Source organism: Pseudomonas sp. ML96, from assembly GCF_000761545.1.
Taxonomy (GTDB): domain Bacteria; phylum Pseudomonadota; class Gammaproteobacteria; order Pseudomonadales; family Pseudomonadaceae; genus Aquipseudomonas.
The window spans coordinates 307925-323249 of sequence record NZ_JPMY01000002.1 but is presented as its reverse complement, the minus strand read 5'-3'; the positions used below and the strand labels follow the sequence as shown (position 1 = coordinate 323249).

18 protein-coding genes are annotated in these 15325 nt (G+C 68.0%); 6 read left to right on the top strand and 12 right to left on the bottom strand.

From position 1 onward, the window contains the following. Positions 1–188 precede the first annotated feature (188 nt). The 6 genes from hemA to IP89_RS01695 all read left to right on the top strand — a co-directional run bounded on the left by hemA (position 189) and on the right by IP89_RS01695 (position 5532). On the top strand, positions 189–1457 hold the full coding sequence (hemA, locus tag IP89_RS01720; RefSeq protein ID WP_043307166.1) for a glutamyl-tRNA reductase: 1269 nt from the start codon (positions 189–191) through the stop codon (positions 1455–1457). Further along, the gene (gene prfA, locus IP89_RS01715; RefSeq protein WP_043307164.1) at positions 1454–2536 is read left to right on the top strand and encodes a peptide chain release factor 1; all 1083 of its coding nucleotides are present in this window, start codon (positions 1454–1456) and stop codon (positions 2534–2536) included. Before hemA ends, prfA begins: the two co-directional genes overlap by 4 nt. A gap of 3 nt (positions 2537–2539) precedes the next feature. Beyond that, complete coding sequence (gene prmC / locus IP89_RS01710; RefSeq protein ID WP_043307162.1) at positions 2540–3370, top strand: peptide chain release factor N(5)-glutamine methyltransferase; 831 nt, start codon at positions 2540–2542, stop codon at positions 3368–3370. Then, positions 3367–4128, top strand: a complete 762-nt coding sequence (locus IP89_RS01705) for a molybdopterin-synthase adenylyltransferase MoeB (RefSeq protein WP_043307161.1) — start codon at positions 3367–3369, stop codon at positions 4126–4128. Before prmC ends, IP89_RS01705 begins: the two co-directional genes overlap by 4 nt. Further along, positions 4125–4916: a glutamate racemase gene (gene murI, locus IP89_RS01700; protein WP_043307160.1), complete on the top strand. Its 792-nt coding sequence runs from the start codon at positions 4125–4127 to the stop codon at positions 4914–4916. Before IP89_RS01705 ends, murI begins: the two co-directional genes overlap by 4 nt. 103 nt (positions 4917–5019) lie before the next feature. After that, complete coding sequence (locus IP89_RS01695; protein ID WP_043307159.1) at positions 5020–5532, top strand: acyloxyacyl hydrolase; 513 nt, start codon at positions 5020–5022, stop codon at positions 5530–5532. Between the two features lie 69 nt (positions 5533–5601). Here the strand turns inward: IP89_RS01695 and IP89_RS01690 are convergent, their stop codons facing one another. From IP89_RS01690 to IP89_RS01635, 12 genes are all read right to left on the bottom strand, one after another. Beyond that, a complete protein-coding gene (locus tag IP89_RS01690; RefSeq protein ID WP_043307158.1) occupies positions 5602–5922 on the bottom strand; it encodes a YkgJ family cysteine cluster protein in 321 nt (106 codons plus the stop codon). 85 nt (positions 5923–6007) lie between these two features. Then, a complete protein-coding gene (locus IP89_RS01685) occupies positions 6008–6463 on the bottom strand; it encodes a hypothetical protein (protein ID WP_043307157.1) in 456 nt (151 codons plus the stop codon). A 13-nt stretch (positions 6464–6476) separates the two neighbouring features. After that, positions 6477–6944, bottom strand: a complete 468-nt coding sequence (locus tag IP89_RS01680; RefSeq protein ID WP_043307156.1) for a glycine zipper 2TM domain-containing protein — start codon at positions 6942–6944, stop codon at positions 6477–6479. A 94-nt stretch (positions 6945–7038) separates the two neighbouring features. Then, positions 7039–7512 carry a DUF2878 domain-containing protein gene (locus tag IP89_RS01675; RefSeq protein ID WP_043307231.1) on the bottom strand — a complete coding sequence of 158 codons (474 nt, stop codon included), beginning with the start codon at positions 7510–7512 and terminating at the stop codon, positions 7039–7041. Further along, positions 7509–8786: a cyclopropane-fatty-acyl-phospholipid synthase family protein gene (locus tag IP89_RS01670; RefSeq protein WP_043307155.1), complete on the bottom strand. Its 1278-nt coding sequence runs from the start codon at positions 8784–8786 to the stop codon at positions 7509–7511. The genes IP89_RS01675 and IP89_RS01670 overlap by 4 nt, the downstream gene beginning before the upstream one ends. Continuing rightward, positions 8773–9564, bottom strand: a complete 792-nt coding sequence (locus IP89_RS01665) for a DUF1365 domain-containing protein (RefSeq protein WP_043307154.1) — start codon at positions 9562–9564, stop codon at positions 8773–8775. The genes IP89_RS01670 and IP89_RS01665 overlap by 14 nt, the downstream gene beginning before the upstream one ends. Next, a complete protein-coding gene (locus IP89_RS01660; RefSeq protein ID WP_043307153.1) occupies positions 9561–10808 on the bottom strand; it encodes an NAD(P)/FAD-dependent oxidoreductase in 1248 nt (415 codons plus the stop codon). The genes IP89_RS01665 and IP89_RS01660 overlap by 4 nt, the downstream gene beginning before the upstream one ends. Then, a complete protein-coding gene (locus IP89_RS01655) occupies positions 10805–11563 on the bottom strand; it encodes an SDR family oxidoreductase (protein WP_043307152.1) in 759 nt (252 codons plus the stop codon). The genes IP89_RS01660 and IP89_RS01655 overlap by 4 nt, the downstream gene beginning before the upstream one ends. Then, positions 11560–11982 (bottom strand): nuclear transport factor 2 family protein, encoded by a 423-nt coding sequence (locus IP89_RS01650; protein ID WP_043307151.1) that lies wholly within the window; start codon positions 11980–11982, stop codon positions 11560–11562. The genes IP89_RS01655 and IP89_RS01650 overlap by 4 nt, the downstream gene beginning before the upstream one ends. After that, the gene (gene phrB / locus IP89_RS01645; RefSeq protein ID WP_043307150.1) at positions 11975–13414 is read right to left on the bottom strand and encodes a deoxyribodipyrimidine photo-lyase; all 1440 of its coding nucleotides are present in this window, start codon (positions 13412–13414) and stop codon (positions 11975–11977) included. Before phrB ends, IP89_RS01650 begins: the two co-directional genes overlap by 8 nt. Beyond that, positions 13402–14337 carry a MerR family transcriptional regulator gene (locus IP89_RS01640; protein ID WP_043307149.1) on the bottom strand — a complete coding sequence of 312 codons (936 nt, stop codon included), beginning with the start codon at positions 14335–14337 and terminating at the stop codon, positions 13402–13404. Before IP89_RS01640 ends, phrB begins: the two co-directional genes overlap by 13 nt. Then, positions 14334–15275 carry a DUF523 and DUF1722 domain-containing protein gene (locus IP89_RS01635; protein WP_043307148.1) on the bottom strand — a complete coding sequence of 314 codons (942 nt, stop codon included), beginning with the start codon at positions 15273–15275 and terminating at the stop codon, positions 14334–14336. Before IP89_RS01635 ends, IP89_RS01640 begins: the two co-directional genes overlap by 4 nt. Between the last annotated feature and the right edge of the window lie 50 nt (positions 15276–15325).

The window sequence follows — 15325 nt, the reverse complement described above, 5'->3', positions numbered from 1 at the left end:
AAGCTGCGGTCCGTGGCGTGGCTGCATCATGACACAAGCGGCGGGCGCAAGCCCACCGCGCTGCCGGGCTTTTGCGGGGCGGCTTGCGGCCGGTGTTTGTCTATCGGGTCAATTTGTCGCAACAGTTGTTCTCCCTCGGGTGACGTAGGACAATCGCCCGCTATCTCGAATTCCCCTAGCGACCCTGCATGGCCTTTCTCGCCCTCGGCATCAACCACAAGACCGCCTCGGTGGACGTCCGCGAACGCGTGGCTTTCACCCCCGAGCAGTTGGTCGAGGCCTTGCAGCAGCTGTGTCGTGTCACGCCGAGCCGCGAGGCGGCGATCCTCTCCACCTGCAATCGTAGCGAGCTGTACCTGGAACAGGACCAGCTGTCCGCCGACGAAGTGCTGCGCTGGCTGGCCGATTACCACCGCCTGAGTCTCGATGACCTGCGTGCCTGCGCCTACGTGCACCAGGACAACGACGCGGTACGCCACATGATGCGCGTCGCCTCCGGGCTGGACTCGATGATCCTCGGTGAGCCGCAGATTCTCGGCCAGATGAAGTCGGCCTACGCCGTGGCGCGCGAGGCCGGCACCGTCGGCCCGCTGCTCGGTCGCCTGTTCCAGGCCACCTTCAGCACCGCCAAGACCGTGCGTACCGACACCGCCATCGGCGAGAACCCGGTATCGGTGGCTTTCGCCGCCGTCAGCCTGGCCAAGCAGATCTTCGCCGACCTGCACCGTAGCCAGGCGCTGCTGATCGGCGCTGGCGAGACCATTAGCCTGGTCGCCCGCCACCTGCATGACCAAGGTGTGAAGCGCATTGTGGTCGCCAACCGTACCCTGGAACGTGCCAGCCAGTTGGCCGAGCAGTTCGGTGCACACGCCGTCTTGCTGGCCGATATTCCTCAGGAGCTGGCGCACAGCGATATCGTCATCAGTTCCACTGCCAGCCAGTTGCCGATCCTCGGCAAGGGGGCGGTGGAGCGTGCGCTCAAGCAGCGCAAGCACAAGCCCATGTTCATGGTCGATATCGCCGTGCCGCGCGACATCGAGCCGGAAGTGGGCGAGCTGGATGACGTCTATCTCTATACCGTCGACGACCTGCACGAGGTCATCGAGGAAAACCTCAAGAGCCGCCAGGGCGCGGCCCAGGCTGCCGAGGAGCTGGTCTCCAGTGGCGCCGATGAGTTCATGCAGCGCCTGCGCGAGCTGGCCGCGGTGGACGTGCTGCGTGCCTATCGCCAGCAGGCCGAGCGCCTGCGTGACGAGGAACTGGCCAAGGCTCAGCGCATGCTCGCCAACGGCAGCAGCGCCGAGGACGTGCTGGCCCAGCTGGCCCGCGGCCTGACCAATAAGCTGTTGCACGCGCCCAGCGTGCAGCTGAAGAAAATCTCCGCCGACGGTCGCTACGAAGCGCTGGCCGTGGCTCAGGAACTGTTTGCCCTCGACGAGGGCCCGAGCAAGACATGAAAGCCTCCCTGCTGAAGAAACTCGACATCCTCCACGACCGTTTCGAGGAGCTCACCGCGCTGCTCGGCGATGCCGAGGTGATCAGCGACCAGACGCGCTTCCGCGCCTATTCCAAGGAATACGCCGAGGTCGAGCCGGTGATTGGTGCCTACCGCGAGTTCCGCAAGACCCAGGATGACCTCGAGGGCGCCCAGGCGTTGCTCAAGGACGGCGATCCTGAGATGCGCGAGATGGCCGAGGAAGAAGTAGCCCAGGCCAAGGAAGCGCTGGTCGAGCTGGAAGATCGCCTGCAGCGCATGCTGCTGCCCAAGGACCCCAACGACGGGCGCAACGTGTTCCTGGAAATCCGTGCCGGTACCGGCGGCGACGAGGCGGCGATCTTCTCCGGCGACCTGTTCCGCATGTACTCGCGCTACGCCGAACGCCAGGGCTGGCGAGTCGAGATCCTCTCCGAGAACATCGGCGAGCACGGTGGCTATAAAGAAGTCATCAGCCGCGTGGAAGGCGACAACGTCTACGCCAAGCTCAAGTTCGAGTCCGGCGCCCACCGCGTGCAGCGCGTGCCGGAGACCGAGTCGCAGGGGCGCATCCACACCTCCGCCTGCACCGTCGCCGTACTGCCGGAGCCGGATGAACAGCAGGCCATCGAGATCAACCCGGCCGACCTGCGCGTGGATACCTACCGCGCCTCGGGCGCCGGCGGCCAGCACGTGAACAAGACCGACTCGGCCATCCGCATCACCCACATTCCCACCGGCATGGTGGTCGAGTGTCAGGAAGAGCGCTCGCAGCACAAGAACCGCGCCAAGGCCATGGCCTGGCTGGCGGCCAAGCTGCAGGACCAGCAGGACGCCGCCGCGCACAAGGAAATCTCCGACACACGCAAGCTGCTGGTGGGCTCCGGCGACCGTTCCGAGCGCATCCGCACCTACAACTTCCCGCAGGGTCGGGTGACCGACCACCGCATCAACCTGACCCTGTATTCGCTGACCGAAGTGATCGGCGGCGCGGTGGAGCAGGTGATCGAGCCGCTGCTGCAGGAATACCAGGCCGACCAGCTGGCCGCCCTGGGCGACTGACCCATGCCGAGCCTCGCCGAGCTGCTGGACCAGGCCACGCTGCCGGATTCGCCGACGGCGCGCCTGGATGCCGAGCTGCTGCTGGCTGCCGCGCTGGGCAAGCCGCGCAGCTACCTGCGCACCTGGCCCGAGCGCGAGCCGAGTGCCGAGCAGCTGGCCGCCTTCGCCGCCTTGCTCGAACGCCGCCGTAGCGGCGAGCCGGTGGCCTATATTCTCGGCCACCAGGGCTTCTGGAGCCTGGACCTGGAGGTCGCGCCGCACACTCTGATTCCCCGCCCCGATACCGAGCTGCTGGTGGAGGTCGCTCTGCAACTGGCACCGGCCACACCGCAGCGGGTGCTCGACCTGGGCACCGGCACCGGCGCCATCGCCCTGGCCCTGGCCAGCGAGCGCGGTGGCTGGAAAGTGACTGGGGTGGATCGCATCACTGAGGCGGTTGAGCTGGCAGAACGCAATCGCCAGCGTCTCAAATTGAACAATGCCGAGTTTCGCCAGAGCAGCTGGTTCGACGCCCTGGCCGGCGAGCGCTTCGGCCTGATCCTCAGCAACCCGCCTTATATCGCCGCCGATGACCGCCACCTGGGCGAGGGTGATGTGCGCTTCGAGCCGATGAGCGCGCTGGTGGCTGGCGCCGATGGCCTGGACGACATTCGCCAGATCGTCGTGCAGGCGCCGCAGCATCTCGACGCCGGCGGCTGGCTGCTGCTGGAACATGGTTATGATCAGGCCGAGGCCGTGCGTGCGCTGCTTAGCGCCACTGGCTTCGCCGCCGTGGAGAGCCGCCGCGACCTGGGCGGCCATGAGCGTATTTCCTTGGGACAGTTGACAGCATGACGGTTGAACTGAGCGACGACGAACTCCTGCGCTACAGCCGGCAGATCCTGCTGCCGCAGATCGATGTCGCCGGGCAATTGCAGCTCAAGCAGAGCCGCGTGTTGATCATCGGTCTCGGTGGCCTCGGCTCGCCGGTGGCCCTGTACCTGGCCGCCGCCGGCGTCGGCGAACTGCACCTGGCCGACTTCGATACGGTCGACCTGACCAATCTGCAGCGGCAGATCATGCATGACGCCACCCAGGTCGGCGTGACCAAGGTCGACTCGGCCATGACGCGGCTGTCCGCGATCAATGCGCAGATCGCCCTGGTGCCACACCGCACGGCGCTGGACGAGGATTCTCTGGCCGCCGCCGTGGCCGCCGTAGACCTGGTGCTCGATTGCAGCGACAACTTCACCACCCGCGAGGCGGTCAACGCCGCCTGCGTGGCCGCCGGCAAGCCGCTGGTGTCCGGCGCGGCGATTCGTTTGGAGGGCCAGCTCGCGGTGTTCGACCCGCGCAACGCGGCTAGCCCCTGTTATCACTGCCTGTATGGCCACGGCAGCGAGGCTGAGCTGACCTGCAGCGAGGCCGGCGTGGTCGGCCCGCTGGTGGGCCTGGTCGGCAGCCTGCAGGCGCTGGAGGCGCTCAAGCTGCTGGCCGGTTTCGGCGAGCCGCTGGTGGGTCGCCTGCTGCTGGTCGATGCGCTCGGCTCGCGTTTCCGTGAGCTGCGGGTCAAGCGCGATCCGGGCTGCAGCGTCTGTGGAGGGCGGCCTTGAGCCAGGCGCCGATCGGCGTATTCGACTCCGGCGTCGGCGGCCTCTCGGTGCTGCGCGAGATTCGCGCGCGCCTGCCCGAGGAGTCGCTGCTCTATGTCGCCGATAGTGGCTACGTTCCGTACGGCGAGAAGAGCGCCGAGTTCATCTGCGAGCGCAGCCGGCGCATCGCCGAGTTCCTTCGCGAGCAGGGCGCCAAGGCGCTGGTGCTGGCCTGCAACACGGCGACCGCGGCGGCCGTCGCCGACCTGCGCGCACGCTACCCGGAGCTGCCCATCGTCGGCATGGAGCCGGCGGTGAAACCGGCTGCGGCCGCCACCCGCAGTGGTGTGGTCGGTGTGCTGGCCACCACCGGCACGCTGAAAAGTGCCAAGTTCGCCGCCCTGCTGGACCGTTTTGCCAACGACATTCGCGTGGTGACCCAGCCCTGCCCGGGGTTGGTTGAGCAGGTCGAGGCCGGCGAGCTGGACAGCCCGCATACTCGCGAGCTGCTGCGCGGCTGGGTGACGCCGCTGCTGGAGGAGGGCTGTGACACGCTGATCCTCGGCTGCACCCACTACCCGTTCATCAAGCCGCTGCTGCGCGAGCTGGTGCCGGAAACGGTGCGCCTGGTGGATACCGGCGCGGCGGTGGCGAAGCAGCTGCAAGCGCTGCTCGACCAGCACGGCCTGCGCGCCGCCGGGCCGGCGCAGGACACTCGCTACTGGTCCAGCGGCGACCCGCAGGCGATGGAGCGGGTGCTGCCGAAATTATTGTCTGAACTCGCCCGAGTGCAGCCGCTCTTTGTTTGAACCGCAGCGGCTATTTCATTGCGGTTACATGTTTCTCTAATAAGAATTTTTTCTATACTGCAACGCGATAAGCGTTCATCCCACTCGGTAACAGGAAGGTTACATGAAGAAGATAATTGCTCAGGCGACCGTACTTGCTCTCGGCCTGGCGAGCCTCTCCGCTCAAGCCGTTGATTTCACCGCCGCCGTTGGCCAAAGCGGCGACTCCACCATGGTCTACCGCCTCGGCGCCCAATGGGATTGGGACCAGAGCTGGTGGCAGAGCAGCGTCGGTCGCCTGACCGGCTACTGGGATGCCGGCTACACCTACTGGGATGGTGACGAGACTGCCAGCAACCACAGCGTTTCCTTCTCCCCGGTATTCGTCTACGAGTTCGCCGGCGAGAGCGTGCAGCCCTACATCGAGGCTGGCATCGGCGTGGCCCTGTTTGCCGACACCGATCTGGAAGACAACGACCTGGGCTCGTCCTTCCAGTTCGAAGACCGCATCGGCGCCGGTGTGCGTTTCTCCGGTCAGGAGATCGGCATCCGCGCGGTGCACTACTCCAACGCCGGGATCAAGGATCCCAACGACGGCGTCGAGGCCTACACCCTGCATTACCGCACCAGCTTCTAAGAGGCTGGCGCACAAAAAAGCCGGACCTGGTGTCCGGCTTTTTGCTGTCCGCGATTTGGCTGCTGGTGCTCAGCGGTAGATCGCGCCCATGCCGCGGCGCTCGTCCTGGCACTCCGCCGAGCGCATCTCGAATTCCCGGCAGATCAGCGGGCGCTGCTCGTAGATGCTGCACAGCATGCTGTCGCGGTCGAGGGCGGCGCACCAGCCATCGTCGAGGCGCTTCATCACTTCACCGCCCCAGCTATCGGTTTCGATGAAGCGTTGCGGCACGCCGGTATCGGTGATCAGCATCACCTCCAGCTGGCAGCAGCAGGCGGCGCAGTTGGAGCAGCTGATGGCCGACTCTGCGGGCACCTGGACGTGGGGGATATGGGAGGAGAGGTTCGACATGGGCGCGCAGTGTACGGGAGATGGCCGGGGAGCGGGGCGCGGGCTGACCGGTAGCCGTCCTGGCTGATGCGGCCACGCCCGTGGTTCAGATGCGCGTACCGATGTTGAGCATGGCGCCGGCGTTGCCGAAGAACACCGCCTCGGTGCTGACCGGACCCATCTGCAGGCCCAGGGAAGGAATGATCGCCGGGGCCACGCCGTAGCGGTTGAGCGGGATCTTGTCGCGGTATTCGCCGCGATAGCCCTGGATCGCACCGACCGAGACCTTCAGGTAGACCGGCAGGCTGTCGGCATCGAAGCGCTTGCCGACATAGGCGTACTGCGTGCGCTGGCGGTAGGAGTTGCGGAAGGTGGCGATGCCGGCGAATTCGCCGTCGGCCTTGTGCCGCTCCACACCGATCAGGTCCTGGTTGTTATTGTGAATCGGGTCATGCGACCAGTGCGTGGTGTACACACTGGTCTGCAGGTACCAATGGTCGCCGTCGTCCGCCAGGGCGGAGCCGCAAACCAGCAGCGCCGCGGCAAGCCAGAGGGTCTTCATGAGCTTGTCCTCCTCAGAGCACCACGCGGCTGCTGCCGTTTACCGTGGTGATGCGGACGCGGTCACCGACGCGGAACTGCTGGGCCGGGTCGACCTCCTGTACGTAGGCACGCATGCCGCCGTTGTCCTCGCGCACGGTGATCTCGACACCCTGGCTGCGGGTGATGCCTTCCTCGACCGCCGCACCGGCCATGCCGCCGGCGACGCCGCCGAGCACGGTGGCGATGGTGCTGCCACGACCGCCGCCGATACCGCTGCCGGCGACACCACCGACCACGGTGCCGGCGAGGGCGCCGATCGGCGTGCGAGTGCCTTCGATCTGTACCGGGCGCAGGGACTCGATGGTGCCCATGCGGACCGTCTGTACGGCACGGGCGTCGGCCCGCGAGTAGGTGCTGCCGTTAAGGTTGGAGGCGCAGCCGGTGAGCAGCAGGGTCGAGCTCAGGGCGGCACTCAGCAGCAGGGTCGGGAAGCGTTTCATGGTCTGTTCCTCAGCGGAAGTCTCGATGGACACAGACTAAGCAGCGGGCGCTGAACGCCTCCTGAACCCTGGCTGAACCGCAGCTGAACGAGGTTCAGTTGGCCATCAGGCGCTGACACAGGGGCAGCACGCCGGCCCACAGCGTGGCGAGCAGCAACCAGCTGAAGGGCATGCCCAGAGGCAGGCCGACGCCGGCCAATGTGGCGCCGGCGATATAGGCCGGTGGCGCGGCCAGGGCGCCGAGCAGGGCGGCGCGCCAGATCGGGCGAGCACTCCAGGCCAGGCTATGGCGCAGGGTACAGGCCAGCAGGGCCCAGAGCAGGATCAGCCAGGGCGGCGGCAGGCTGAAGTCGAACAGGCCGCTGGCGCCGAGCAGGGCATCCAGCGTGCTACCGCACAGGGTGACCAGCAGCACGCCGCGCCACTCGCCGGGGCGCGCCAGCCAGCACAGGTGAGCGGCCAGGATCAGCAGGGCGAACGCCAGCAGCCAGGGATGCTCGGGGCTCAGCACGCAGGCCCACCAGCCGAGCTGGAACAGCCCGGCGTTGAGCAGCAGGCGGCCGTTCAGGCGCGCAGGCGCCCGAGCAGCGGCGCCGGGCGTGCGGCGGCCTTGGCCAGCAGCAGCTGCGCCGTGCCGATGCCGCGTTCGAGGAAGCCGCCCTCGCAGTAGCACAGGTAGAACTCCCACAGGCGGTAGAAGTCGTCGTCGTAGCCCAGCTGCTCCAGCTCGTGACGGGCACCGCGCAGGTTGTCGTGCCACAGGCGCAGGGTGCGTGCGTAGTGCAGGCCGAAGTCCTCCATGTGGTGCAGGTTGAAGTCGGTCTCGGCGGTGACCACCTGGAGCATCTTCTGCACCGAGGGCAGAGCGCCGCCGGGGAAGATGTAGCGCTGGATGAAGTCCACCGAGCGGCACGCCTGCGCGTAGCGTTGATCGCGAATGGTGATGGCCTGCAGCAGCATCAGCCCGTCGTCCTTGAGCAGCGCGGCGCACTGGCGGAAGTACTGGGGCAGGAAACGGTGGCCGACGGCCTCGATCATCTCGATCGACACCAGCTTGTCGTAGCGCCCGTCGAGGTCGCGGTAGTCCTGCAGCAGCAGGGTGATGCGGTCCTGCAGGCCCTGCTCGGCGATGCGCCGGCTGGCGTAGTCGTACTGCTGCTGCGACAGGGTCGTGGTGGTCACCCGGCAGCCGTAATGGGTGGCGGCGTACAGCGCCATGCTGCCCCAGCCGGTGCCGATCTCCAGCAGGTGGTCGCTGGGCTTGAGTTCGAGCTTCTGGCAGATGCGTTCGAGCTTGTGCAGCTGGGCCTGCTCCAGGCTGCTGTCGGCGCTCTCGAACATGGCCGCCGAATACATCATGGTCGGGTCGAGCAGGCGCTCGAACAGCGCGTTACCCAGGTCATAGTGGGCGGCGATATTGCGCCGCGAGCCGCTGCGCGTGTTGCGGTTTAGCCAGTGCAGCACCTGCATCAGCGGGCGGCCGAAGAGCTGGGCGAAGCCACGCTCCATGGCATCAAGAGTGTCGAGATTGGCGACGAACACGCGGATCACCGCAGTCAGGTCGGGACTGCGCCAGTAGCCGTGCACGTAGGCCTCGCCGGAGCCGATCGAACCGTTGCTGGCCACCAGCGACCACACCGCCGCATCGAGTACCTCGATCTCGCCATGCGGCGTGGCGCCCGGTTCGCCGAACTCCAGGCGCTCGCCGTTTTCCAGCAGTGTCAGCCGGCCATGGCGCAGGCCGGCCAGCTGGCGCAGCACCAGGCCGCGCAGCAGCCCGGCGCCCAGGCCGTTGCTGGCGCGTACGTCGGTCTTGGTCGAACTCAGATCAGGACTCTTCATGGCGGGGCTCCAGTTGGCCGCTGCGTTGTGCGCCGTCGGCGGGGCGATGGTCGAAGATCGGCAGGCGTTTGAGCAGCAGGCGCAGGGCCTGCCAGTGGATGCCGAGCAGGGTGCTGGCGGTCATCCAGGGAAAGGCCAGCAGGTGGCGCAGCAGGCTGCTGGTGCTCAGCTCGACGCGGCGCAGGCCGAGGCTGGCGTCGAACAGCTTGTCCGTGCCCTGCCAGTTCTCGATATGCAGGTGCAGGCGCTCATCCGGCGGGCTGTAGCGCATGTGGTATTCCAGTTCGCGCGGCAGAAACGGCGAGACGTGGAAGCTCTTGGCCACGCGCTGGCGCGACTCGCCCTCGGCGTGGGTCGGCAGCACGTAGCGGTAGCGCTCGCGCCAGGGCGTGTTGCTCACCTCGCAGAGGATCGCCGCCAGCCGCTCCTGCTCGTCGAAGCAGTAGAAGAAGCTCGCCGGGTTGAACGCCAGGCCCCAGCTGCGCGGCTGGCACAGCAGGCAGATGCGCCCCTGCGGCGCTTGGCCCAGGGCTTCGCCGACGCACTGGCGCACGGCGTCGATCAGGCGCATGCCGTGGCCGGTGAATTGCGGCAGGAAGTCGCTCTCGCGAAACGCCAGCGGCGCCCAGCGCGAGCGCCCGCAGAGCGGCGACAGATCGAGCACGGCGTCCTGCTCGGCCAGGTCCAGGTAGAGCAGGCCGATGCGGTAGCGGAAGGCATGCCCACGCGGCAGCAGGCGGCGATGCTGCACCCAGCCCTGGTAAAGCGCGCTGTTCACAGGCGCTCCCCGAAGGCTTCGGCCACGCGCAGCGCGCTGACCACGCCGTCCTCATGGAAGCCGTTGGCCCAATAGGCGCCGCAGAAGTAGCTGTGCTGCTGGCCGTGCAGTTCGGCCCAGCGTGCCTGGGCGGCCAGGCCGGCGAGGCTGTACTGCGGGTGGGCGTAACGGTAGCGGCCGAGCACGCGGGCCGGATCGATGGTCTCGCTCTGGTTGAGGCTGACGCAGAAGGTGCTGGCGCTGCGGATGCCCTGCAGGATGTTCATGTTGTAGGTGACGGACGCCGGCTGTTCGGCCGGGCCGCCCAGGCGGTAGTTCCAGCTGGCCCAGGCCAGGCGGCGTGTGGGCAACAGGCGCGTGTCGGTGTGCAGCACCACCTCGTTCTCGGCGTAGCGCAGGTCGCCGAGGATCGCCCGCTCGACCAGGCTGGGGCGGGCCAGCTGCGCCAGGGCCTGGTCGCTGTGGCAGGCGAAGATGACCTTGTCGAAACGCTCCTGGCCGGCGCTGCTGTACAGACTGACGCCCTCGGCATCGCGCTCGACCTTGTACACCGGGCAGTTCAGGCGGATGCGCTCGGCGAAGCCGGCGGTCAGCGGCGCCACATAGCTGCGCGAGCCACCGGCGACCACACGCCACTGCGGGCGGTCGTTGACCGAGAGCAGGCCGTGGTTCTTGAAGAAGCGCAGGAAGAACTGCAGCGGGAAGTCGAGCATCTGCTCTGGCGCCATCGACCAGATCGCCGCGCCCATCGGCACGATGTAGTGCTCGACGAAGCGCCGGCCGTAGCCGCAGCGCTGCAGGTAGGTGCCGAGGGTCAGCTCGCTGCTGATGCGTTGCTCGGCGAGATCGAACTGCGCCTCGCGGTTGAAGCGCAGGATGTCGCGCAGCATGCCGAGGAAGGCCGGCGACAGCAGGTTGCGGCGCTGGGCGAACAGGCTGTTGAGGTTGTTGCCGTTGTACTCCAGGCCGCTCGCCGGGTCGCACACCGAGAAGCTCATCTCGGTGGCGCGCGAGGCCACGCCGAGGCGCTGCAGCAGGCGGATGAAGTTGGGGTAGGTCCAGTCGTTGAAGACGATGAAACCGGTGTCTATGGCGTGGCGTTCGCCATCCACCTCGACATCCACCGTGTGGGTATGGCCGCCGACCCAGCTGCCGGCCTCGAACACTGTCAGCTCGTGGCGCGGGTGCAGCAGGTGGGCGCAGGTCAGGCCGGAAATACCGCTGCCGACGATGGCGATTTTCATGGACGTGGCTCCGCGCGGGCGAGGCGTTTGCCCAGCGCCAGCTGCAGGCCTTTGGGCAGCAGGCCGAGCAGGCGCAGGGCGGCAATGAAGGGCATCGGGAAGGCGATCTCATGGGGCCGCGCGGGCAGCCTGGCGGCGATATGCCGGGCGGCCTTGTCCACCGGCCAGCGCAACGGCATGGGGAAATCATTCTTCTGCGTCAGCGGGGTATCGACGAAGCCGGGGCTGACCAGGGTGACGGCAATACCGGCGCTGGCCAGGTCGACACGCAGCGACTCGAACAGGTAGCGCATCGCCGCCTTGGACGCGCCGTAGGCCTCGGCGCGCGGCAGCGGCCACAGGGTCACCGCGCTGCACACCGCCACCAGGTGCGGCTGGCGCCCGGCGCGTAGCAGCGGCAGGGCGACTTCGACGCAATAGGCGGCGGACAGCAGGTTGCTGCGCATCACCCGCTCGACCATGGCCGCCTGGAAGTGCTCGACCTCGACATATTCACAGGTACCGGCATTGAGGATGGCCTGATCCAGCGCGCCCCACTGCTCGGCGATGCGCGCGCCGATCGCGCGTACCTGCGCGGCGTCGGTGAGGTCGCCGGGGGCCAGCAGCACCTGTTCGGGAAAACGTGTGGCCAGTGCCTGCAGGGCGGCCGCATTGCGTGCGCTGACGGCCAGGCGGTGGCCCTGGCGCAGCAGCACCTCGGCCAGCGCGGCGCCGATGCCGCTGCTGGCGCCGGTCAGCCAGATGCGCCGGCTCACGCCAGCCTCCGCTTGAGCCAGGTGATCACCCCGCCCATCAGTGGCAGGTGTTCGTAGAGCAGGGCGCCGGCGTCGAAGTAGTCGCGATGCTGGTAGACCTTGTCCCGCCACAGCAGGTGCGAGCAGCCGTCGACGCGGATCAGCGCGCCGCCGCGCAGGCGCGGGTGGCGGTAGCTCATGGTCCAGCGCAGGTAGCCCTCGCCGTCGCCGACCTGGTCATGGCCATGGATATCGAACTGCACCTCGCGCACGTTGGCGTACAGCTCGGCGAAGTAGTCGTGCAGCGCCGGCAGGCCGTGGATCTCGTGCAGCGGGTCGCGGAAACGGATGTCCTCGGCGTACAGCGCGCCGAGCCGGTGCAGGTTGTTGGCATCGAGTGTGGCGAAGTCGGCGGCGAAGCGGCGCAGGAAGTCAGACATGCTCGATCTCCCGCTTGGGCAGGTTCTTGAACGCCTGCAGGGCGCGCTCGCGCGAGGCTGACAGGTCGACCATCGGCGGTGGGTAGTCCGCTGCCGCGAACAGCCCGCCAAGCGCTGCCGGGTTGTGGATATCGCGGTCGTCCAGGTGCGCCAGCTCTGGCAGCCAGGTGCGGATGAAGCGGCCGTCCGCATCGAACTTCTGCGACTGGCTGATCGGGTTGAAGATGCGGAAGTAGGGCGCCGCGTCGGTGCCGGTGGAGGCGCTCCATTGCCAGCCGCCGTTGTTGGCGGCCAGGTCGCCGTCGATCAGGTGGCGCATGAACCAGCGTTCGCCCTCGCGCCAGTCGATCAGCAGGTTCTTGGTCAGGAACATCGCCACCACCATGCGCAGGCGGTTGTGCATCCAGCCGGTGGCCAGCAGCTGGCGCATGGCCGCGTCGACCAGCGGGATGCCGGTGCGGCCCTGCTGCCAGGCGGCCAGCTCGTCCTGGGCCTGGCGCCAGGGCAGGGCCTCGGTGTCCAGGCGGAAGGCGCGATGGCGCGAGACGCGCGGGTAGCCGACCAGGATGTGCTTGTAGAACTCGCGCCAGAGCAGTTCGTTGATCCAGGTGACGGCGCCGGGGTTGCCGCTCTCGAACTCGCCGTAGTTGTTGCGCAGCGCGGCGTGCAGGCACTGGCGTGGCGACAGCACGCCGGCGGCGAGATAGGCCGAGAGGCTGCTGGTGCCGTCCACGCCCGGCAGGTCGCGGCGCTGCTGGTACCAGCCCATACGCTCGTCGACGAAGTCGGCCAGGCGCTGGCTGGCAGCGTCCTCGCCAGCCGGCCACAGCTCGCGCAGGCTCTGCGGCGGCGTGGCGAAACCGGGTACGGCACTCGGCAGCGGATCGCTCGATACCGGCAGCGGCGCCTGCGCGGCGGGCATGCCGAGCATCGGCGGCAGGGTGCTGTGCAGGCGCTGGTAGCAGAGCTTGCGGAACTGGCTGAATACCTGGAAGTAGCCGCCGGACTTGGTCAGCAGGCTGCCGGGGCGGAACAGCAGCTGGTCGAGATGGCCGTGGCAGGCGATGTCCGCATCGGCCAGGGCCTGGCTCACGGCGCGGTCGCGTGCTTGCTCGTTGAGGCCGTATTCGTCGTTGTAGTGCACGGCGCCGATCTGCTGCTGGTGGCACAGCTCGAGCAGCACCTTGGGTGCATCGCGCCAGCGCGGCGCGCTGCGGATCAGCAGCGGCACGTTGAGGTGGGCTAGTTGCTGCTGTAGCTCGGCCAGGTTGCGCAGCCAGAAGTCGACCTTGCATGGCGCATCGTCGTGCTCGCGCCACTGCTCGGGGCTGAGCAGGTACACGGCGAGGGTCGGGCCGGCGGCCATGGCCGTATGCAGGGCGCTGTTGTCGGCGCAGCGCAGGTCGCTGCGCAGCCAGATCAGCTGGCGCATGACGCATCCTCCAGCAAGCCCAGCTCGCGCAGGTGCTGTTCGGCCAGCAGTGGGTCGGCGGCCAGGTGCAGGCCCTGCACCTGGCTCAGCTCCTCGGCGTGGATGCTGGCGGCCGGGCCGGCCAGCAGCAGCGGAACGGCGCAGGCGTCGAGCAGGCGCGCCAGCTGATGGCGCAGCGGCGCCACCAGGGCCTGGCTGGAATACAGCAACAGGGCGCGCGGGGCGATGTGGTCCACCGCCTGCACCAGCTCGTTGAGCGGCACCGCCCAGTCCAGCACCTGTACCTGGCAGCCGGCGCTGTTGAATAGCCAGGCGCACAGCCACAGGCCGGGCTCCAGCTCCAGCTCCGACTGGCTGACCAGCAGCAGCGGCGCACCGGCCTGCTGGCGGTTGTCGTGGTACAGGCGGGCGCCGAGCTTGCTGCGCAGCCAGGAGTGGAAGAACACCTGCTCCAGGCGCGCGCCGAACGGCAGCTCGCGCCAGCGTCGGTCCAGTTCTGCCAGCAGCGGCAGCAGCAGTTGCGCGCACAGCACGCTCGGCGGGTAGAGCGCCTGGGCGCGATTGAAGGCCTCGTCCAGGCTGCGCTCGGCCTGGCGTGCCACGCTGTGCAGCATGGCCTGGCGCAGCTCGTCCCACACGCCGCTGACCACCGTTTCCGGCGCCACGTTCTGCTCCAGCAGCTCGCGCACCTGGCCGACTGCCACGCCGCGGTTGAGCCAGGTCAGCACCTGCTGGATGCGCTCGATCTGCTCCGGGGCATACAGGCGGTGGCCCTTGGCGGTGCGGTGCGGGACCACCAGGCCGTAGCGGCGCTCCCAGGCGCGCAGGGTCACCGGGTTGACCCCGGTGCTGCGCGCCACCTCGCGGATGGGCAGGTAGCCCAGGGCCAGGGCGCTCTGGTAGTCGAGTGGGGTGTCGCTCAAATCGCATTCCTCAGGCTGAGTGCATCCGGGTAGGGGCGCAGGTAGTCCTGGCGCGCCACATAGGCATCCGGATGACGGTTGAAGTGGTGGCGCAGCAGGGTCAGCGGCACGATCAGCGGAATGACCCCGGCGCGGTACTGTTCGATCAGTTGCTGCAACTCGGCGCGCTCGGCATCGCCGATGCGCTGGCGCAGGTAGCCGCTCAGGTGCAGCAGCACGTTGCAGTGGTTGCCACGGCTGGCGTGGCGGGCGAGAGCCAGCATCAGCTGGCTGAAATAGCGCGGGCCGAGCTCGGTCAGGTCCTGGCGGCTGAGGTCGCCGAGCAGGCGGCCGAGCAGCTTCTGCTGCTGCGGATGGGTGGCCATCAGCAGGTACTTGTGGCGGGCGTGGAAGTCGAGCAGCCCCTGGCGGGTCAGGCCGCTGGCCAGCAGGCGCTGCCAGCGGCCGTAGACGAACACGCGGTTGAGGAAGTTCTCGCGCAGCACCGGGTCGTGCAGGCGGCCTTCTTCCTCCAGGGGCAGGTCGGGGAAGCGCGTGTGCAGAGCGGCGGCGAACAGGCCGCGACCGCCCTGGCCGCTGAGATGACCGTTGTCGTCATACAGCTTGACCCGGTGCAGGCCGCAGGAGGGCGACTTCTGCATCAGCACATAGCCGCAGAGGTCGCTCGCCACCTGGCTGGCCTGACCGCGCAGGGCGTCGCTGAGGTCGCGCTGCTGCTCCTGCGGCATCAGCGCGCGTGGTGCCTGCACGTTGCCGACCAGGCGCAGCGACGGCCGCGGGCTGCCCAGGCCGATGGCCATTTCTGGGCACAGCGGCACCAGCTCGAAGTGCTCGGCGAGTACCTCGGTGCACAGCGAGGAGCGCTTGTGTCCGCCGTTGAAGCGCACCCGCTCGCCCAGCAGGCAGGAGCTGATGCCGAGCCTGAGACGATCCGCCATGTGCACCTCCCGCCATTTACTTGTACAAGATTGATGTCTTGTACAAGTAA